Below are 19067 nucleotides of genomic sequence, written 5' to 3'. Positions count from 1 at the left end.
ATGCAACGCATCCCTATCCTCCAACTGGGCAGCAATCTTCTGGTCACCATCCAGGTCGACCTGATGGACCAGACGGCCCTCGCGCTGCAGGATGACCTGGCCGCCCGCATCGAGCGCAGCGGCGCCACCGGCGTGCTGATCGACATCTCGGCGCTGGAGATCGTTGATTCCTTCATCGGCCGCATGCTGGCCAGCATCTCCAGCATCGCCCATGTACTGGGCGCCCGCTCGGTCGTCGTAGGCATGCAGCCTGCCGTCGCCATCACGCTGGTGGAACTCGGCCTGTCGCTGGAAGGCGTGCGCACGGCCCTTAACGTCGATCGCGGCATGCAGCTGCTCCGCCAGGCAACCGAGGAGCACTCCGATGACGGCGAATACGACGGCCAGTGAAGGCAGCATGCCGGTCCGCAGCGAGAACGACGTCGTCACCAGCCGGCAGTTCGTCCGCAAGCTGACGCAGCAACTCGGCTTCTCGCTGGTCGGCCAGACCAAGATGGTGACGGCGGCCAGCGAGCTGTCGCGCAATGTGCTGGTCTATGGCGGCGGCGGCGACATGGAGTGGAAGCTGCACAAGGATGGCCTGCGCACCGGCCTCACGCTGTCCTTCGTCGACCAGGGGCCGGGCATTCCGGACCTGGACCTGGCCATGAAGGATGGCTGGTCGACCGGGAACAGTCTTGGCAAGGGCTTGCCGGGCAGCAAGAGGCTGGTCAACGAGTTCGAAGTGGTGTCGGTCGTCGGCGAGGGGACTCGCGTGACCATCACGAGCTGGAAATAGGGAGTACATGCGGCCCTATCAAAGGTTTGCCATCGACGATGCGAGTCAGGTCGGTGAGGCGCGTCGCGCTGCTCAGGTGCTGGCGGCAGAACTCGGTTTCGACGACGCTGCCGCCGGTCGCCTCGCGCTCGGCGTGACCGAGCTGGGCACCAACCTCGTCCGCCACGCCGGAGGCGGCGCGCTGCTGCTGGGGCTGGACGGCGATGCGGTCGAGTTGCTGTCGCTCGACACCGGGCCCGGCATGGACATCGAGCGCTGCCTGCAGGACGGCTTCTCCACGGGCGGCACGGCAGGTACGGGCCTGGGCGCCGTGAAGCGGATCGCCAACCGCTTCTCGGCCTTCTCGCTGCCGCAGCGGGGTGCCGTGATCGCGGCGCGCTTCGAATCCCGGACGCTGAATGCTCCTCGCCCTGCCACCGGCTACAGCGTGGCGGGACTCGGCCTGCCGGCGCCTGGTGAGCAGGTCTCGGGCGACGGCTGGGGCCTGCGCATCAAGGATGGCCGCCCCCTGCTGCTCGTGGCGGACGGCCTCGGCCATGGCCCGGAAGCCGCCGCGGCCTCTGATCTGGCGCTCGACCTGTTCCGCCGCAGCACGCTCAACGGGCCCGCCGCGATGCTGGAAGACGCTCACCCCACGCTGCGGAGCACTCGCGGGGCAGCGGTGGCCATCGTCGCGATCGAACCCACGCTGGACCGGCTCGTGTTCGCCGGGGCCGGCAACATCACGGGCCGGTTGATCAGCGGCGTCAGCGATCGCAGCCTGATTTCGCAGCCGGGCACGCTGGGAGTGCAGATTCGCCGGCTTCAGGACGTGGTTCATGACTGGCCGGATCATGCGATCCTCGTGCTGTTCTCGGACGGCATCGTCTCGCGCTGGAACCTCGAGGGTGCTGGTGGGCTGCTGGCCTGCGACCCCATGGTCATCGCGGGCTGGATCCTTCGCGATCATTGCCGGGGTCGCGACGACGCCACCGTCGTCGTCGTCCGGCGTCACTGAAAGGCAGGCATGCAGCAAGAGCCCGCGACCGACATCCCCGCGCTGCAGGCGGCGCTGGACGAGGCGCGCCAGCAGATCACGTCGCTACAGCAAGAGCTGGACGAGACCAACGGCGGCGTGCTGGCGCTGTATGCGGAGTTGGACGCACAAGCCCAGCAGCTGCGGCAAGCCACGGAACTGAAGAGCCGTTTCCTGGCCTACATGAGCCACGAGTTCCGCACGCCCATCTCGTCGATCCGCAGCCTGACGCGCCTGCTGCTGGACCGTGTCGACGGACCGTTGACCACCGAGCAGGAAAAGCAGATCAACTTCATCCGCACCACGTCGGAGGAGTTCGCCGAGATGGTCAACGACCTGTTGGACCTGGCCAAGGTGGAGGCCGGACGCATCGACGTCTCGCCGGCCTGGTTCGAACTGGTCGACCTGTTTTCCGCGCTGCGCGGCATGTTCAAGCCCGTGCTGGTGAATCCCGACGTGCAGTTGATCTTCGAGGAGCCACAGGGCGCGACACAGCTCTTCACCGACAACGGCAAGCTGTCGCAGATCCTGCGCAACTTCATCTCCAACGCCCTGAAGTTCACGACAAAGGGCGAGGTGCGGGTGTCGGCCGTGCAGGAGGGAGAGTCGATGACGTTCTCGGTGGCCGACACCGGCATGGGCATCGCACCCGAGTTCCACTCTGCCATCTTCCAGGACTTCTCCCAACTCGATTCGCCCATCCAGAAGCGCCTTCGCGGAACGGGCCTTGGCCTGTCATTGAGCAAGCGGCTGGCCGAGCTGCTTGGCGGAAACATCGGACTGCAAAGTGCCACCGGCGTGGGCTCGACCTTCTCCGTCACGGTCCCGCTGCGGCTGGCCGAGACCCCGGGCACGCCCGTACAGACATGAGCGAGCCGCAGCCCGCCGATAGCGCAGCCGCTTCGGGCGCCCGCAAGCTGGACCGGTCGCGGCATCGACTGCTGGTCGTCAACGACGACCCGATCGGTCGATACACGACCGTACGTCAACTGCAATCTGCGGGATTTCCCGTCATCGAGGCCTCCACCGGCATGCAGGCGTTGGCACTCGCCGACGAGAGCCTGTCGGCGGTGGTGCTGGACATCCATCTGCCCGATATCGACGGCCTCGAAGTCTGCCGCCGACTGCGCCGACAGCCCACCACCTTCAAGCTACCGGTCATCCATCTCACCGCGGCGTACCTGACGGATGAAGACAAGGTTCGTGGCCTGGATTCCGGTGCAGACGCCTATCTGACGCATCCAGTCGAGCCTGCTGTGCTGATCTCGACCATCCAGTCGCTGGTGCGCACCCGCGAGGCCGAGGATGCGATGCGGCACAGCGAGGCCAAGTTCCGCGCCGCATTCGAGCGGGCGCCGAGCGGCATCGGTCTGATCGACACGGTGCATGGCCGGCTGGGCGATGTGAACCCCGCCATGCTGCTGCTGTTGGGCCGCACGCAAGAGCAAGTCACGGGCAAGTCACTGCTGGACTTCGTGGCACCGGATGATGCCGACGCGGCCGCGGCCTTCGTGCAGGGCCTGACGGCCGAGAGCAGCCATGCCGAGTTCCGCCTGGCGCAGCCGGGTGGCCGCCTTGTACCCATCGAATGGGCAGCCGCCACCTACACCGAACCCGGTATCGCGATGCTCGTGGCGACCGACATTTCGCAGCGCCTGCTCGTGGCCGAGCAGCGGCAGGAACTGCTGGAGCGTGAGCGCAGCGCCCGCCGCACGGCCGAGCGTCACAACCGGTTGAAGGACGATCTCATCGCAGTGCTTTCGCACGAGTTGCGCACGCCGCTGAATGTCATCCTGAACTGGGCTCACATGCTGCAGCAGCGCAGCCAGCCCGAGTTGCTCGAGAAGGGCCTCGCCGCCATCGAGCGGAACGCCGTCATCCAGGCCCGGCTGATTTCGGACATTCTGGACATGTCCCGACTCAATCTCGGCAAGTTGACACTGAACCTCGAATGGGCGGAAGTCGCCAAGATGGTCGAGGCCAGCATGTCCGCCGTACAGCCGCTGCTGGAGCGCAGCAGACATCGCCTGCGTCTCGAAATGGAGCAGGAAGACCTCAAGATCCACGCCGACGACGCTCGTATCCAGCAAGTGCTGTGGAACCTGCTCGGCAATGCCATCAAGTTCTCGCCCGCAGGCAGCGAGATCACCCTGACCGTGAAGGCTGAGGCTGGTGGCGTGGCCATCGCCGTGACCGACCAGGGCCAGGGTATCTCGGCGGACTTTCTGCCCTTCGTGTTCGACCGCTTCGCGCAGAGCGACGCGGCGAGCAATCGTCAGCATGGCGGATTGGGTCTGGGTCTGGCCATTGTGAAGAACCTCATCGAGGCGCACGGCGGCCATGTCGCCGTGACCAGCGGTGGGGTCGGCCTAGGCGCGACGTTCACGATCTGGCTTCCGAGCGCAGAGGCCACGACTGATCCAGTTGAAACCGGCGAAATCAGCAGCTTTGGCTCACTTGGCAGTGCGCCTGCCGCGCCGCTGGTCGGTCTTGCCGTGTTGGTCGTGGAAGACGATCTGGAAGCCGGCGCGATGCTGTCGATGATCCTGGGCGAGCAAGGCATGCAGGTTCGCCACGAAACCTCGGTGGATGCTGCACTGAAGACACTGACGGAGCGCAGGTTCGATCTGCTGATCAGCGATATCGGCATGCCGGGTCGCGACGGCTATGAGCTGATTCGCGAACTGCGCCAACGCGAGGGCAGCGGGCATCGTCTTCCCGCCATTGCGCTCACGGCGTTTTCCCGCGAAGGCGATCGCACCCATGCACTCGAGGCGGGGTTCGACGCCCATCTCGGCAAACCACTGCGCCCGCAAACGCTGCTGTCGCAGATCCTGCGCCTTGCCGGCTCACGCTAACGCCAATGCTGCATCGGCAACGATGAATTGGCGCGTCACGGCGCGGCGCGCACTGGTTGCTCGCTGAGCGTCGACACCTGCAGCCACACCGGATGCAGACGCCCTCACGGTGGCGCGTGGGCGTCTGCTTGCCGCGTTGCTCAGTTGGCGCGTGAACGGCGACGCATCAGGCCAAGGCCCAGCAGACCCAGCGCCATCATCCCGTAAGTGGCTGGCTCTGGCACCGCGCTGACCGTCAGGCCCGACAGCGTGCCGTTGTACGTGCCCATCAGCGTGGCCGCACCGGTGTTGAGATCGATGCCGTAGATGCCGGTCGTCAGCGACGCGCCGTCGACGGTCAGCGCCGCATAGGCTGTGCCGTTGCCCAGCACCTCGAAGCCGTTGGCCTTCAGCACATCCACGCCCAGTGAGCCGACCATGCTGATGGTGGGCGTGTTGAACGCGGACGGCGCCATGGCCAGCATGTCGGAGTTGCTGTCGATGTAGTACAGCGCCGTGCTGGCCGGCGCGGCGCTGGGCATCAGCGTCGTGTTGGTGTAGCCGACGCCCGTGAAACCGGTGGCGATCTTGTTGGCCGTGTTGCCCACCACGCCCGTGCTGGCGTTGACGGCGAAGTTGTCGCCCGCCGAGCTGACCAGCCGCAGCGATGCGGCCGTGCCGAAGTCGGCCACCGGGTTGAAGTCGATACCGTAGCCGAGGTTGGCGTTCACCACCGGCGCGCTCAGCGCGGCCACCCAGGTGGCGGCGCCGGTCATCTCGTCGACGGTGTAGATCTGGTTCATCGTGCTGACGCCGTAGATCTTGCCGTCCTTGGGGCGGGCGTCTATGCCCACCAGACGGTCGCCCGCCATCAGGCCGGAGATGTCCATGTTCATCGCACCGGCGATGTCCATGGTGTCGATGCGCGTCAACTGGTTCTGGCTGTTCAGGCCGATCAGCGTGACGGCCTGTGCCGACGCGCATGCGAGTACGGCCGCCGCGGTGAGCGCGGCACGATGGAAGCGGAGGGTCATTTCGGGCTCCTGATGGATGGTTGGGGCAAGCACGCCCCGTCCTCTTACGGCCCGGCGGGCCTGATGGATTCGCCCATCCGGCCCGCCCCCCTAGCTTGACTTCAGGCCTCGCGCAACGCCGTCGTCACCGGCAGGCTGGCAGCCCGCACGGCCGGGAACAGCCCGCCGACGAAGCCGATGGCCAGTGCCCACTTGATGCCTTCCCACAGCAGACCCGGCGACACGGCCAGATTGAAGCTGAGCTTGCCGACGGCCGACATCGTCGACGCCTCGAAGCCGTTGAACAGCAGCCAGGCCACGAAGCCGCCGATCAAGCCGCCGATCAAGGCCAGCAGCGTGGTCTCCAGCATCACGGCCACGACCACTGGAAGGCCGCGGAAGCCGATGGCGCGCAGCGTGGCGATCTCGCGGGCCCTTGTCGCCACCGCCGCGAACATGGTGTTCAGCGCGCCGAACACCGCGCCCACGGCCATGATGGAACCCACCGTGATGCCGATGATGCGCAGGATCTTGGTCATCTGCTCGGACTGCTTGGCGAAGAACTCCAACGTGGTGCTGGCCGTGACCTTGAGCTGCGGGTTGCCCTCCACGCCGGCCTTGAACTCCTTGAACGCCGCCTGATTGGTGAGGCGCACGGTCGCCGAGTTGCGGCCGCTGCCGCGCTGGTAGCTGTCGTTGACGACATTGGCGTCGGCCCACAGCTCGGACTCCATGGAGTCGCCGGACACGAATACGCCCACGACGGTCCACGGCTGCGCGCCCAGCTTGATCGTCGCGCCCACCTTCAGGCCCTCGAACTGGCGCACCGCGCCCTTGCCGACCACGAGTTCACGAAGGCCAGGCTGGAAGGTGCGGCCTTCGACGATCTTCATGTGCGGCCGCACGGTGAACGCGGCGGGGCTGACACCGCGCACCTGGGCGCTGCCCTCCTCGTCGGTGGTGCTGCCGCGCACCGGCAGGTTGGCCGCCACGACGGTCTCGGCCGACACGATGGGCTCGCCCTTGTCGTTGCGGGCGATGCCGGGCGCCTGCTCGATCTGCACCACATCCTCGCGGCTCAGCGACGACGTCACCTCGGCGGCCGACGCGCCGCGCATGACGATGGCCGTGTCGTTGCTGCCCGAGTTGCGCAGCGTCTGCGCATAGCCCTCGGCCATGGCCAGCAGCGCCACCAGCACGCCCACCACGCCGGCGATGCCGACGACGATGACGGCCGAGGAGCCGATGCGCTGGCCCAGCGTGCTGACACCCACCGCCGTCACCGAGCGCGCCTGCGCGCCGCTGCGGAATAGGAACATCCATGCGGCCAGCAGCAGCGCCAACGCGATGGCACCCTGCCAGGGCATCATGACCCAGGCGACGAGCACGACGATGGTCAGCAGAAAGAGACCCAGGTTCTTCAGGAACTTCATGCTCATGCCCTCCCGGCCAGTGCGTCGGTGATGTTCAGGCGCATCGCATTCAGCGCCGGCAGCAGGCCCACCAAAAGACCGAACAGCAGCATCAGTCCCACGCCGATGGCCCAGCTGGCCGCCCCTGCCGCGGGCAGGTTCAGCGCGCCATTGCTGGCCGCGCCCACCGCCGGGCCGACGACGCTGGCCAGGCCCAGGCCCACCACGCCACCGATGACCAGCAGCAGCACCGCCTCGGCCAGCACCATGGCCAGCACGCTGTGGCCGGAGAAGCCCAGCGTCTTCAGCACCGCGATCTCGCCGGTGCGTTCGCGCACCGCCTGCATCATGGTGTTGCCGGCCAGCAGCAGCAGCGTGAAGAACACGGCACCCATGATGGAGGTGACGATGAGGTTGATGTCCGCCAGCTGCTTCATCCACGCGGCGGTGGCGGCGGCCTCGGTCTGCGTGCGGGTCTCGTTCGCGGAGTTCATCGACATCGCGTCGATGGCCTTGGCGATGCGATCAGCCTGGTTCACGTCCTTCACGCGCGTCACGTACCAGCCCACCTGGCCGTTGTTCCACGGCGTGGTGTCGTCGAAGTACTTCCAGTTCAGCAGGAACACCTGGTCGAACCATCCGGAGGTCTTCTTGTCGGTCACCTTGATGATGCCGGCGATCTTGAACGGCCAGTTCTGGCTGCCGCTGCGGTCCGGGAAGATGGTGGACTGCATGGGCACCTGGTCGCCCACCTTCCAGCCGAAGCGCTTGGCCAGGCCCTCGCCCACCAGCGCGCCGTCCTTGGTCTCGGCGAAGGCCTTGCGGTGCTCGGCCGAGACTTCCATCTCGGGGTAGATGTCCAGGTAGTTGGGCGCCACGGCAAAGCTGAACACCTGGTTCTCGGGCTTCTGGTAGGCGCCGCCGAACCAGTTCGCGAAGGTGGTGTCCTTCACGCCGTCGATCTGCGTGATGCGCGCACCCAGCGACATCGGCAGCAGCTGGATGAAGCTGAGCTTGGCCCCGGTCTGCAATCTTTGGGCGCCATCCGCGCTTTTTCCGGCCTGGTCGAAGCCCACGCGCACCGCATCCAGCAGCCCGAACAGCAGGAAGGCCGTGATGATGGACACCAGCGTCAGGAAGGTGCGGCCCTTGCGCCTGAACAGCGCCGCCCAGATGAGGTGGAGGTATTTCATCGCGTCACCCTCCTCAGGCGGTCGCGGTTTCGGCCTGTTCGACCAGCGTGCCCTTGTCCAGGTGCAGCGTGTGGCTGGCGCGGGCGGCGGCGCGCGGGTCGTGAGTGACCATGACGATGGTCTTGCCGTGCTCGCGGTTCAATGCCTGCAGCAGCGTCAGCACGTCCTCGGCGCTCTGGCGGTCCAGGTCGCCGGTGGGCTCGTCGCAGACCAGCAATGTGGGGTCGGACACGATGGCCCGCGCAATGGACACGCGCTGCTGCTGACCGCCGGACAGCTCGGTGGGCTTGTGCGAGGCGCGGTCGGCCAGGCCCACCAACTGCAGCGCGATGGCTGCGCGCTTCTTGCGCTCCGCGGCCGACAGCTTGGTCAGCAGCAGCGGCAGCTCGACGTTTTTCTGCGCCGACAGCGTGGGCATCAGGTTGTAGAACTGGAACACGAAGCCGACCTTGGACGCGCGCCACTTGGCGAGCTTGGCGCCCGACAGCTGGTCGATGCGCTCGCCACCCACGCTGATGGAGCCGCCGGTGGGCGCATCCAGCCCGCCCATCAGGTTCAGCAGCGTCGTCTTGCCGGAGCCGGACGGGCCCATCAGCGCCAGGAAGTCACCCTGCTGCACATTGAGGTCGATGTGGTGCAGCACCTCCACCTTCTGCTTGCCGCGGGTGTAGACCTTGGACAGGTCGCGAACTTCGATCAATGCGCTCATGCTCATTCCTTGGAGATGACGGTTGAACCACTCTTCAGTTCGGCGGGCGGCGACACGACAACCGTCTCCCCTGCCTTCACACCCTCGGTGGCGAGCCGGAACTTGCCGACATCACCACCCAGCTTGACCGTGCGCTGCTCCGCCCGGCCTTCATTCACGGCAAACACGACTTGGGCGCCTGCTCGCTCCACCACCGCGTCGGGCGGCAGCAGCACGCCGGGCACCGGCTTGGCCTCGGCCTTGGGCTTGGCGGCCAGGAAGCTGACGCGCACGCCCATGTCGGGCACGACGCGCTCGTCCTTCTGCTCCAGCGCCACGCGCACCTTGACGGTCGCCTTGCCCCGGTCGGCGCTGGGAATGACGGCCACGACACGCGCCGGGATCCGCCAGTCAGGATAGGCATCCAGCACGGCCTCGCACGGCATGTCGGGCTTGACCTGGGCGATGTAGGCCTCGTTGACGTCCACGCCCACTTCCAATGAGTCCATGTCGACGATGGTGCCCACGCCGGTACGCGTGAAGCCGCCGCCGGCGGACAGCGGCGAGATGATCTCGCCCACCTGCGCCGCCCGCGCGGTGACGACGCCATCGAACGGCGCACGCACGGTGGCGTAGTCGAAGTTGACGTCGGCCTGGCGGGCCTGAGCCTGCGCCGCCTCGATCTGGCGCTGCGCCGCCTCGAGCTGGGCCGCCACCGTCTTCACCGCCGTGCCCGCCTGCTCGCGCGACTGCCGCGTGGTCATGCCCGCGGCGGACAGCTCGGCCTGGCGGCGCTCGTCCGCCTGGGCCTGGGCCAGCTGGGCGCGCAGCTGGCCCAGGTTGGCCTCGGCGGTACGCACCTGGGCCTGTGCCGCGGCACGGGCCGCCCTCAGGCCGGTGTCGTCCAGCCGAGCCAGCACCTGGCCCTTCTTGACCTTGAAGCCTTCGTCGATCAGCACCTCGGTCAGCGTGCCGGTGATCTGCGCCGACACGGTGGCCATGCGGCGTGCCGTCACATAGCCGGTGGCCTGCAGCACCACGTTGGCCGCGCCGCCCTGGCCGTTGGCCTTGACCGTGACGGTCTGCACCGCAATGGGCTTGTTGCCAGCAACGTACCACCAGGCCGCCCCGCCGACCAGCGCCAGGACGAGCACGCCCGCCGCCATGCCCCAGACCCATTTCGGCGGCCCGCCGCCATGATCCTCACGGTGCGCACCGTCGATGCGCAACTCTTTCAGCAATCCGGTATCGATGACGCGCTCCCCGCAACTGAATGCACCAGGTTGGAATCGCGCGGATTTTGCACAGACAGCGCTGGCAGGGGATCCCGACTTTCGACAAGTGGCGATTGGGCGGGATCAATAGCCGCCAGGCGGGATGAATGGCGGCGAGGGCCTTCCAGCGCCCCTGGGCGGCCCTCAGCTGGCCACGAGACCGTTGCGGATTGCGTAAACCGTCAGCTCGGAGTTGTTCGTCAGCCCCAGCTTCTCCAGCACGCGGGCGCGGTAGACGCTGACGGTCTTGGGGCTGAGCATCAGCTCCTCGGCGATGTCGGACAGGCGCTTGCCGGACGCGATCATCACCAGAGTCTGAAGCTCGCGGTCGGACAGCTTGTGGTGGGCCTGCTCGGCTACCGGCGCGGTCAGGCTCTCCACCAGCATCTGCGCGATCTCGGGTGTCACGTACTTGCGGCCCTGTGCCACCGTGCGCACCGCCTGCACCAGGCTGGCCGGGTCGCCGCCCTTGTTGACGTAGCCGTAGGCACCCGCGCGCAGCGCGCGGATGGCGTACTGGTCTTCCGGGTACATGGACACGATCAACGTGCGCAGCGTGGAGCCCTCGTCCTTCAGCACATGCAGCACATCCAGGCCGGACCGACCCGGCATGTTGATGTCAAGCACCAGTACGTCGCAGGGGTTGTCACGGCCGACCTTGTGCAGCAGGCCGCGCAGCTCCGTGTAGTCGCCGGCCTCGCCGATGACCTCGATGTCGCCCGCGTCGGCCAGCGTGTCGCGGATGCCGCGGCGGATCAGGCCGTGGTCGTCGCAGAGGATGACCTTGATCATGCTTGATGCGGCAGTTGAGCGCGTCCGAGGGACCGGCGAGGCGGGTCGCTGGCAAGGCGCGCCGACGCAGCGGGCTCCTGCCCGCCAGGAGAAGCGACGCAGCCAGCGGCCCGAAGCGCCAGGCCAGCGGGCGCGCGTCGCCCACCGGAGTGGCGGACATGGCGACGGCGGCAAGGTGTTGAGGCCATGAGACTTTCGATGAGTAGCGAGCGGTCGACTGCCGGATCAAGCATCAAGCTCGGCCCCAGATGGACTGGCCGCGGTCGTCGCCGAAGTCGGTGGCGTCGTCCAGCGCGTCGATGGCGTCGGGGTCCAGCGGCACGGTCAGGATGAGGCTGGTGCCGCTGCCCGGCGTGCTGCTGAGGTCCACCCAGCCACCCACGGTCGCGGCGCGCTCGTGCAGGCCGCGGATGCCGAATGAACGCTCCTTGCCCAGATCGCCGGAGGCGATGCCCCGTCCGTTGTCGCGGATCTCCAGCGTCAGCACGCCGGAATCCTGGCTCAGCTCGATGTCCACACGGCTGGCCTTCGCATGCTTGGACACATTGGTCAGCGCCTCCTGGGCCGTGCGGTAGGCTACTAGCGGCACGCCGGACGGCAGCTCGAGCCGTTCCTCGCCCACCAGGAGGCTGGCCTCGATGCCGGTGCGGCGCTCGAAGCGCGCCGTCATCCACTGCAGCGCGGCCACCAAGCCCTGCTCCAGGATGGCGGGGCGCAGGTTGTGCATGATGCGCTGGCTGGCCTCGATGGCCGAATTCACCGTCTCCAGTGCCGCCGCGACGCGCGCGCGCACCTCGGGCTCCTGGGCATGGCGGTCTATCCAGGCCAGGTCGAACTTGACGGCGGTCAGCGAGCCGCCCACGTCGTCATGGATCTCGCGCGCGATCGCGGCGCGCTCCAGTTCCACGCTGGTCTGCAGGTGGCCGGCCAACTGGTGAAGCCGCTGCTTGGACCGCACCAGCTCCTGGTCGGCCGCCAGGCGCGCCCGTTCGCTCTCGGCCGCGTCCACTGCGTGCAACAGCGCCGGTGCCAGGCGGGCCAGGTTGTTCTTCAGCAGGTAGTCCGCCGCGCCATTGCGCATCGCGGCCACGGCGGTGTCCTCGCCGATCTCGCCGGAGATCAGGATGAAGGGCACGGGGGATTGGCGGTCCTTCAGCGCCTCCAGCACCTGCAGGCCGGAAAAGCCCGGCAGGTTGAAGTCCGACAGGATCGCGTCCCAGGGGCGGTCCAGCGCCGCCAGCACCGCCGGCAGGCTGTCCAGCCGCTCAATCTCCACCCGCAGACCGGCCCGGATGAGTTCGGCCAGGATGAGCTGATGGTCGAGTTCGGCGTCCTCGACATGAAGCACCCGCAGGACCCGCGCCACCTGCTCCGCACCTGAAATCGTCATGGGCGCAGAGTATGCCGCGCCGGGCGGGCGCCACACTCGGTACGCTTCAGACCTCTACAGACCGGTAATACCGCGCGTTCTCGCCACATCTCAAGGTCGACAGCTGCCGAAAAACGATCGAACATGCCATGATGCATTTGCCCTGAATGAATCCACAGGGCATCAGGACAAGAAGCAGCATCCCCTCGCGGAGACACGATGCAGACAGAAATTTCCAACGCAGCCGATGGCCTGGATGGCAGCTCCGCCGCCATGCCCTTGCTGGCGGCTGCGGAGTTGCAGGATCACCTGATGACGGTGACCAACGACCTTGAGCGCCTGCAGCGCCTGCTCGACGACGCCGGTGAGGCCTTGTCCACCCATTTCTACAGCGCCTCCAACCAGGTCATGACGCTGCTGAGCGACAGCGACGGCACGCCCGCCTCCGAGGGGCTGAAGCAGATCATGCAGGACATCGCCGGTGCCATCACCGCGCTGCAGTTCCAGGACATGGCGACGCAGTTGATCGCCCACACCAGCCAGCGCCTGCGCAACTGCGCCGACCAGCTGGCCCGCGACACCTTCGGCATGGACGACGAGGACGGCGCCGCCGTCGTCGAGATCGCGCCGCTGCGCCCCAATCCGGTCACGCAGGACGAGATGGACGCTGGTTCCATCGAGCTCTTCTGACCTTCCGAATCAGTATCCCCAAGCCCCCCAGGCAAAAACGTTCTCTCGGAGAAAACTCAAATGCACTCAATCCTTGCTGTCGACGATTCGGCCTCGATGCGCCAGATGGTGGCCTTCACGCTCAAGAACGCCGGCTTCAACGTGGTGGAAGCAGTGGACGGGCAGGACGCCTGGGAGAAGTCCGGCCAGCGCGATTTCGATCTCGTGCTGACCGACCAGAACATGCCCCGCATGGATGGCATCAGCCTGACCAAGAAGCTGCGCGAGAACCCGAAGTTCAAGACCACGCCCATCCTGATCCTGACCACCGAGTCCAGCGACACGATGAAGCAGGCCGGCCGCGCCGCAGGCGCCACCGGCTGGCTGGTCAAGCCTTTCGACCCGGCCAAGCTGATCGAGGTGATCGGCAAGGTCATCCGCTGAAGTCCACTGCAGGGGAGTAACAGCCATGGGTGACATGACCACCGAAGGCGCCAGCATCAGTGCTGGCATTGACCTCAGCCAGTTCTACCAGGTCTTCTTCGAGGAAGCCGGTGAGAACCTCGACAACATGGAGCAGCTGCTGCTGAACGTGAATGTCGAGGCTGCCGACGATGAGGAACTGAACGCCATCTTCCGCTGCGCCCACTCCATCAAGGGTGGCGCCGCGACCTTCGGCTTCTCCGACGTCGCCGAGTTGACTCACCAGATGGAGACGCTGCTGGACAAGCTGCGCCGCCACGAACTGCAGCCCAACGCCGCGATGGTGGACGTGCTGCTGCAGTCCGGCGACGCGCTGCGCGCGCAGTTGGGCCGCCACCAGGGTTCGGGCGCCGACCCGTTCGACACGACCGATCTGCTGGTTAGCATCAAGAGCTTCGTCGAAGGTGGCGGCGCACCGGCAGCCGCCGCGCCCGCGCCCAAGGCCGCCGCGCCGGCGCCGGCTCCCGTTGCCGCTGCTCCTGCGCCGACGACGTCGGCCAACCCCGGCGCCCGCCTGCTGGAACTGCAGGTCGGCCCGCTGACCGACCTCAGCCTGGCCGACAACCTGGTCGAGCTGTTCAAGGAAATCACCGACCTCGGCACCATCGAGCCGCTGGACGCCGGCCAGAGCTCCGACGGCATGCGCCGCTTCAAGGTGCTGACCAGCTCCGCCGACAACGACCTGCTGGATCTGTTCACCTTCCATGTGGCGCGCGAGCAGGTCAAGCTGATCCCGCTGGGCCCCGGCTTCGGCTTCTACGACGGCGCGCCCGGCGCGCCGCCGGCCGAGGCGCCGTCCACTGATCCGGGCTACGGCTTCTTCGACGACGCCCCGGGCACGCCCGCCGGCGCCACCGCCGAGGCTGCGCCCGCCGCCGCGCCGGCGCCGACCGCCGCCATCGTGCCGGCCCGCGCCGCCACGCCGGCCAAGACTGACGCCAAACCCGCCGGCGGCGGCATGGACCAGACGACGCTGCGCGTGTCCATCGAGAAGGTCGACCAGCTCATCAACCTGGTCGGCGAGCTCGTCATCACGCAGGCCATGCTGGCCCAGAACAGCCGCGAGCTCGATCCCGGCCTGTACCAGCAGCTCACCAGCGGCCTGGCCGACCTGGAACGCAACACGCGCGACCTGCAAGAGTCGGTCATGTCGATCCGGATGATTCCGATGTCGACCGTGTTCAACCGCTTCCCCCGCATGCTGCGCGACCTGGCCGCCAAGCTGGGCAAGAAGGTCGAGCTGGTCACTCAGGGTGAAGCCACCGAACTGGACAAGAGCCTGGTCGAGAAGATCACCGACCCGCTGACCCACCTGGTGCGCAACAGCTGCGACCACGGCATCGAGATGCCGGAGGACCGCATCGCGCGAGGCAAGGCCGAACAGGGCACGATCACGCTGGTCGCCTCCCACCAGGGCGGCAGCATCGTCATCGAGGTGCGCGACGACGGCCGCGGCCTGAATCGCGACAAGCTCATCAAGAAGGCCCGCGAGAAGGGCATCGACGCGCCGGACAGCATGACCGACGCCGAATGCTGGAACCTGATCTTCGCGCCGGGCTTCTCCACCGCCGAGCAGGTCACGGACGTGTCCGGCCGCGGCGTGGGCATGGACGTGGTCAAGAAGAACATCACGTCGCTGGGCGGCACGGTCGAGATCGACTCCGCCGAAGGCTACGGCATGAAGGTGTCCGTGCGCCTGCCGCTGACGCTGGCCATCATGGACGGCATGAGCGTGGGCGTGGGCGACGAGTGCTACATCCTGCCGCTGTCCAGCGTCGTCGAGTCCTTCCAGGTGCAGCCCGACACCATCAAGACCGTCGCAGGCTCCGGCCGCGTCGTCGAGGTGCGTGACGAGTACATGCCCGTCATCGAGCTGGAGAAGGTCTTCGACGTGCCGCGCTTCGACTTCGAGCACGTCTCCTCCATCATGGTCGTCGTGGAAGCCGAAGGCGGCCGCGTCGCGCTGCTGGTGGACGAACTGCTGGGCCAACAGCAGGTTGTCGTGAAGAACCTCGAAGCCAACTACCGCAAGGTCAACGACGTGTCCGGCGCCACCATCATGGGCGACGGCCGCGTGGCCCTCATCTTGGACGTCGGCAGCCTCGTGCGCCGGTCTCGCCACTAACCCCAAACACAACCAGGAGAGGTCTGCATGGAATCGAGCAACGTCCCCGCGCTGCGCCAGGCTGGCGCTGTCACCACCAAGGGCGCTGGCCCCAAGAGCGGTGAGTACCTGACCTTCCGCCTCGGCTCCGAGGAATACGGCATCGACATCCTGAAGGTCCAGGAAATCCGCTCCTACGAGCAGCCCACGCGCATCGCCAATGCGCCGGACTTCATCAAGGGCGTCGTCAACCTGCGCGGCGTCATCGTCCCCATCGTGGACCTGCGCCTGAAGCTGAACTGCGCGACCGCCGAGTACAACAGCTTCACGGTCGTCATCGTGCTGAACGTGAAGAACCGCGTCGTCGGCGCCGTGGTCGATTCGGTGTCCGACGTGCTGGAGCTGAACCGCGACGCGATCAAGCCGGCCCCCGAGCTGAGCTCGGCCTCGGTGGACACCAGCTTCATCACCGGCATCGGTTCGGTCGGCGAGCGCATGCTGATCCTGATGGACATCGAAGGGCTGATGAGCAGCGCCGAGATGGGATTGATGGACGCGGCGATCGCCGCTTGAAACACAAGGGCGCGCAAGCGCCCCTTTTTATTTCCAGCCTCGCAGCGGCACGAGGTCTGTGGACCCGACGCCCTGCTGGCCAACCGGAGGCACCCATGAGCCCTGCCAACCGCTCCATCGCGCGCCAGGTGTCGCTGACCGGCGCGGCCGCCGTCGCCGCGGCGCTGCTGGTCGTGAGCGTCATCGTCGGCACCATGCTCAAACGCTTGGCCAACGAACAGGTGCACACCTGGGTGGCCGACAAGACCGGCTCGCTGGTCGACGCGATGCAGGCGATGGACGACATCGCGGCCCAGCAGGCGCAGCGAAGCTGGGCCACCTTCCGCCAGGACTTCGGCGCCAGCTTCACGCTCGACGAGGCCAGCGGCGAGTTGAGCGACGGCACCACCAAGCTCAACGGCAACTTCACACTGGTCGACAAGTTCGCGACGCTGACCAACGGCGTGGCCACGGTGTTCGCCGCCAAGGGCAGCGACTTCGAGCGCATCACCACGTCGCTGAAGAACGAGAAGGGTGAGCGCGCCATGGGCACGCTGCTGGACAAGCAGGGTGCCGCCTACGCGGCGATCACCTCCGGCAAGCCCTACACGGGCCGCGCGACGCTGTTCGGGCGCGGCTACATGACGCACTACGAGGCGATCAAGAACGACGCCGGCAAGACCGTGGGCATCCTGTTCATCGGCTACGGCCTGGACGCCTTCGAGACCGCGATGGACCGCATGGCCGGCGGCGCCCGCTTCTTCCAGAGCGGCGGCACCTACATCGTCGCGCTGCCCAAGGACCCGGCCAAGGCGTCGCTCGCGGCCCACCCGACGTCCAAGGGCAAGCTGCTGACCGACATCGCGCCCGGCTTCGAGAAGATGCTGGCGGAGCAGAAGGAAGACACCGCCCTGCTGGACGACGCCCCCGACGTGCTGGGCAACAAGCTCAGCGACAACTTCGCCGTCGCACGCAAGAGCGCCAAGACCGGCCACTGGGTCGTGGCCCAGGTGTCGCGCGGCGAGGCGCAGGCCGCCAGCCGGCGCACGCTGTGGTTCTTCTGGGGCGCACTGGCGTTGACGAGCGTGGGGCTGGGATTTGGCCTGATGTGGATGATGCGCCGCTGGGTGGCGCAGCCGTTGGGTGCGCTGCAAAAGGCCGTGGGTGCCATTGCCGATGGCGACCTGGGCCAGTCCGTCGCCAGCGACCGCCGCGACGAGATCGGCGCCTTGATCCAGCAGACCGAGAGCATGCGCCAGCGCCTGGCCTCCACCATTGGCACGGTGCGCAACTCGGTCGACAGCATAGGCACGGCCAGCACGGAGATCGCCACGGGCAACTTCGACCTGAGCCAGCGCACGGAGCAGACCGCGAGCAACCTGCAGAACGCCGCCTCGTCGATGAGCGAGCTGACCGGCACCGTGCGCCAGACGGCCGACTCCGCCCTCACCGCAAACCAGCTCGTTCAGTCCGCCATGTCCGCCGCCACGCGCGGTGGCGAAGTGGTGGGCCAGGTTGTGGGCACGATGGACGAGATCAATGCGGCCAGTCGCAAGATTGCCGACATCATCGGGGTCATCGACGGAATCGCCTTCCAGACCAACATCCTGGCCTTGAACGCCGCGGTGGAGGCAGCCCGCGCGGGCGAACAAGGGCGTGGCTTCGCGGTCGTGGCGGGAGAGGTGCGCTCGCTGGCCGGCCGCAGCGCGGAGGCGGCCCGGGAGATCAAGTCGCTGATCGGCAACAGCGTCGAGCGCGTGGAGAACGGTGCTCGCCAGGTGCAGGCCGCCGGCACGACCATGGGGGAGATCGTCTCCAGCGTGCAGCGCGTGCAGGACATCATTGGCGAGATCAGTTCGGCGGCGAGCGAGCAGAGCGAGGGCATCGCGTCGGTCAACGCGTCCGTCGTGCAGCTGGACCAGATGACGCAGCAGAACGCCGCGCTGGTGGAGGAATCCGCCGCCGCCGCCGAGAGCCTGAAGGAACAGGCCGAGCGGCTTATCGAGGCGGTCTCGGTGTTTCGCGTGTCCGGTGGCGAAGCCGTGTCGCGCAAGGCGCCGGCCACGCCCAGGCCGGCACCGGTGCCGCCTGTCCCGAAAGCGGGCTTGCAGCGGCCGGCAGCCAAGTCCGCTGCAAAGGCAACCGCGACACCGGTCGCCAAGCCGGCCCCGGTGGCAGCGCCCCGCACACCGCCCCCGCCCACCCCTAGCCCGGCCTCCGCTGAAGGCGACTGGGAAACGTTCTAGGCATAAATAATGGGCGCATGTCCTCCGACGTCGCGCCCCCTGCTCCCGCCGAACATGCACCGGTGCCGCTGGACGATCAGCTGTGGCGCGAGACCTTCGACGAGCTGAAGAAGGTCGCGCATGCGCGGCTGCGCGCCGCGGGCGACCCGACCGGCTGCAACACCACGATGCTGGTCAACGAGAGCTGGATCAAGCTGTCGGCACGCGCATCCCAACAGGCCGGCGATGGCGCCCTGAGCTTTCCGACCCGCTCGCACTTCTTCGCCTATGCGTCGCGGGCGATGCGCTCCATCGTCGTGGACCTGCTGCGCGAGCGCGCCGCGCAGCGTCGCGGCGGCGGCGTGGATGGCGATGGCGTGCAATGGGTGACGCTGGACACGACGCTGGGCGAGCGCGTCGCCGCCCCGGAGGACGAGCCGCTGCAGGTGGACGCGGCACTGCGCACGCTGGAGGCGCGTGAGCCGCGACTGGCGCGCGTGGTGGAGCTGCGCTACTTCGCCGGTATGACCGAGACCGAGGTGGCCGAGGTGCTGGGCGTGACGGACCGCACCGTGCGCCGCGACTGGGACAAGGCCCGCGCGCTGCTGCGCACGCTGCTGGCCTGCTGAGCGGCGGCGCTGTCCGGTTGGCTTCGCGGAATCC

At 67.5% G+C, this 19067-nt stretch carries 18 protein-coding genes; 11 read left to right on the top strand and 7 right to left on the bottom strand.

The window, feature by feature from the left end; translation table 11 throughout:
• From J2X21_RS20530 to J2X21_RS20510, 5 genes are read left to right on the top strand one after another with little or no spacing between them, the layout of a single operon-like run.
• The gene (locus J2X21_RS20530) at positions 1-390 is read left to right on the top strand and encodes an STAS domain-containing protein (RefSeq protein ID WP_310331687.1); all 390 of its coding nucleotides are present in this window, start codon (positions 1-3) and stop codon (positions 388-390) included.
• The gene (locus J2X21_RS20525) at positions 365-778 is read left to right on the top strand and encodes an anti-sigma regulatory factor (protein ID WP_310331686.1); all 414 of its coding nucleotides are present in this window, start codon (positions 365-367) and stop codon (positions 776-778) included. The genes J2X21_RS20530 and J2X21_RS20525 overlap by 26 nt, the downstream gene beginning before the upstream one ends.
• Before the next feature lie 7 nt (positions 779-785).
• Entirely contained in the window at positions 786-1775 is a 990-nt protein-coding gene (locus tag J2X21_RS20520) for a SpoIIE family protein phosphatase (RefSeq protein ID WP_310331685.1), read from the top strand.
• A 9-nt stretch (positions 1776-1784) separates the two neighbouring features.
• Positions 1785-2663 carry a sensor histidine kinase gene (locus J2X21_RS20515; protein ID WP_310331684.1) on the top strand — a complete coding sequence of 293 codons (879 nt, stop codon included), beginning with the start codon at positions 1785-1787 and terminating at the stop codon, positions 2661-2663.
• Positions 2660-4651, top strand: a complete 1992-nt coding sequence (locus tag J2X21_RS20510) for a hybrid sensor histidine kinase/response regulator (protein WP_310331683.1) — start codon at positions 2660-2662, stop codon at positions 4649-4651. Before J2X21_RS20515 ends, J2X21_RS20510 begins: the two co-directional genes overlap by 4 nt.
• Before the next feature lie 140 nt (positions 4652-4791).
• Here the strand turns inward: J2X21_RS20510 and J2X21_RS20505 are convergent, their stop codons facing one another.
• From J2X21_RS20505 to J2X21_RS20475, 7 genes are all read right to left on the bottom strand, one after another.
• The gene (locus J2X21_RS20505) at positions 4792-5664 is read right to left on the bottom strand and encodes a DUF4394 domain-containing protein (protein WP_310331682.1); all 873 of its coding nucleotides are present in this window, start codon (positions 5662-5664) and stop codon (positions 4792-4794) included.
• 101 nt (positions 5665-5765) lie between these two features.
• Positions 5766-7076 carry an ABC transporter permease gene (locus tag J2X21_RS20500; protein WP_310331680.1) on the bottom strand — a complete coding sequence of 437 codons (1311 nt, stop codon included), beginning with the start codon at positions 7074-7076 and terminating at the stop codon, positions 5766-5768.
• Positions 7077-7078: 2 nt separating this feature from the next.
• A complete protein-coding gene (locus J2X21_RS20495) occupies positions 7079-8248 on the bottom strand; it encodes an ABC transporter permease (RefSeq protein WP_310331679.1) in 1170 nt (389 codons plus the stop codon).
• A gap of 13 nt (positions 8249-8261) precedes the next feature.
• A complete protein-coding gene (locus J2X21_RS20490; protein WP_310331677.1) occupies positions 8262-8963 on the bottom strand; it encodes an ABC transporter ATP-binding protein in 702 nt (233 codons plus the stop codon).
• Positions 8960-10177, bottom strand: a complete 1218-nt coding sequence (locus J2X21_RS20485) for an efflux RND transporter periplasmic adaptor subunit (RefSeq protein WP_310331676.1) — start codon at positions 10175-10177, stop codon at positions 8960-8962. Before J2X21_RS20485 ends, J2X21_RS20490 begins: the two co-directional genes overlap by 4 nt.
• 177 nt (positions 10178-10354) lie before the next feature.
• On the bottom strand, positions 10355-11002 hold the full coding sequence (locus J2X21_RS20480) for a response regulator (protein ID WP_310331674.1): 648 nt from the start codon (positions 11000-11002) through the stop codon (positions 10355-10357).
• A 232-nt stretch (positions 11003-11234) separates the two neighbouring features.
• Positions 11235-12392: a hybrid sensor histidine kinase/response regulator gene (locus J2X21_RS20475; RefSeq protein WP_310331673.1), complete on the bottom strand. Its 1158-nt coding sequence runs from the start codon at positions 12390-12392 to the stop codon at positions 11235-11237.
• Positions 12393-12590: 198 nt separating this feature from the next.
• Between J2X21_RS20475 and J2X21_RS20470 the strand changes: the two genes are divergently transcribed.
• From J2X21_RS20470 to J2X21_RS20445, 6 genes are all read left to right on the top strand, one after another.
• Positions 12591-13061, top strand: coding sequence for a hypothetical protein (locus J2X21_RS20470; RefSeq protein ID WP_310331672.1), 471 nt, complete (start codon positions 12591-12593; stop codon positions 13059-13061).
• 60 nt (positions 13062-13121) lie between these two features.
• Positions 13122-13484, top strand: a complete 363-nt coding sequence (locus tag J2X21_RS20465; protein WP_268165303.1) for a response regulator — start codon at positions 13122-13124, stop codon at positions 13482-13484.
• A 25-nt stretch (positions 13485-13509) separates the two neighbouring features.
• Complete coding sequence (locus tag J2X21_RS20460; RefSeq protein WP_310331671.1) at positions 13510-15648, top strand: chemotaxis protein CheA; 2139 nt, start codon at positions 13510-13512, stop codon at positions 15646-15648.
• A 27-nt stretch (positions 15649-15675) separates the two neighbouring features.
• Positions 15676-16200, top strand: a complete 525-nt coding sequence (locus J2X21_RS20455) for a chemotaxis protein CheW (protein ID WP_310331669.1) — start codon at positions 15676-15678, stop codon at positions 16198-16200.
• Between the two features lie 95 nt (positions 16201-16295).
• Positions 16296-18425: a methyl-accepting chemotaxis protein gene (locus J2X21_RS20450; RefSeq protein WP_310331667.1), complete on the top strand. Its 2130-nt coding sequence runs from the start codon at positions 16296-16298 to the stop codon at positions 18423-18425.
• Positions 18426-18442: 17 nt separating this feature from the next.
• The gene (locus J2X21_RS20445; RefSeq protein ID WP_310331666.1) at positions 18443-19033 is read left to right on the top strand and encodes an ECF-type sigma factor; all 591 of its coding nucleotides are present in this window, start codon (positions 18443-18445) and stop codon (positions 19031-19033) included.
• Positions 19034-19067: the final 34 nt, after the last annotated feature.

Source organism: Roseateles asaccharophilus (assembly GCF_031458115.1).
Lineage (GTDB): Bacteria > Pseudomonadota > Gammaproteobacteria > Burkholderiales > Burkholderiaceae_C > Pelomonas > Pelomonas asaccharophilus_A.
Note: the sequence above shows the minus strand (reverse complement) of the source record. Positions and strands in the feature narration are given on the sequence as shown.

Bases quoted from the DNA above. Each gene is read 5' to 3' on its own strand.
- J2X21_RS20530 (WP_310331687.1), top strand. From the start codon at position 1: ATGCAACGCATCCCTATCCTCCAACTGGGCAGCAATCTTCTGGTCACC.
- J2X21_RS20525 (WP_310331686.1), top strand. From the start codon at position 365: ATGACGGCGAATACGACGGCCAGTGAAGGCAGCATGCCGGTCCGCAGC.
- J2X21_RS20520 (WP_310331685.1), top strand. From the start codon at position 786: ATGCGGCCCTATCAAAGGTTTGCCATCGACGATGCGAGTCAGGTCGGT.
- J2X21_RS20515 (WP_310331684.1), top strand. From the start codon at position 1,785: ATGCAGCAAGAGCCCGCGACCGACATCCCCGCGCTGCAGGCGGCGCTG.
- J2X21_RS20510 (WP_310331683.1), top strand. From the start codon at position 2,660: ATGAGCGAGCCGCAGCCCGCCGATAGCGCAGCCGCTTCGGGCGCCCGC.
- J2X21_RS20505 (WP_310331682.1), bottom strand. From the start codon at position 5,664: ATGACCCTCCGCTTCCATCGTGCCGCGCTCACCGCGGCGGCCGTACTC.
- J2X21_RS20500 (WP_310331680.1), bottom strand. From the start codon at position 7,076: ATGAAGTTCCTGAAGAACCTGGGTCTCTTTCTGCTGACCATCGTCGTG.
- J2X21_RS20495 (WP_310331679.1), bottom strand. From the start codon at position 8,248: ATGAAATACCTCCACCTCATCTGGGCGGCGCTGTTCAGGCGCAAGGGC.
- J2X21_RS20490 (WP_310331677.1), bottom strand. From the start codon at position 8,963: ATGAGCATGAGCGCATTGATCGAAGTTCGCGACCTGTCCAAGGTCTAC.
- J2X21_RS20480 (WP_310331674.1), bottom strand. From the start codon at position 11,002: ATGATCAAGGTCATCCTCTGCGACGACCACGGCCTGATCCGCCGCGGC.
- J2X21_RS20475 (WP_310331673.1), bottom strand. From the start codon at position 12,392: ATGACGATTTCAGGTGCGGAGCAGGTGGCGCGGGTCCTGCGGGTGCTT.
- J2X21_RS20470 (WP_310331672.1), top strand. From the start codon at position 12,591: ATGCAGACAGAAATTTCCAACGCAGCCGATGGCCTGGATGGCAGCTCC.
- J2X21_RS20465 (WP_268165303.1), top strand. From the start codon at position 13,122: ATGCACTCAATCCTTGCTGTCGACGATTCGGCCTCGATGCGCCAGATG.
- J2X21_RS20460 (WP_310331671.1), top strand. From the start codon at position 13,510: ATGGGTGACATGACCACCGAAGGCGCCAGCATCAGTGCTGGCATTGAC.
- J2X21_RS20455 (WP_310331669.1), top strand. From the start codon at position 15,676: ATGGAATCGAGCAACGTCCCCGCGCTGCGCCAGGCTGGCGCTGTCACC.
- J2X21_RS20450 (WP_310331667.1), top strand. From the start codon at position 16,296: ATGAGCCCTGCCAACCGCTCCATCGCGCGCCAGGTGTCGCTGACCGGC.
- J2X21_RS20445 (WP_310331666.1), top strand. From the start codon at position 18,443: ATGTCCTCCGACGTCGCGCCCCCTGCTCCCGCCGAACATGCACCGGTG.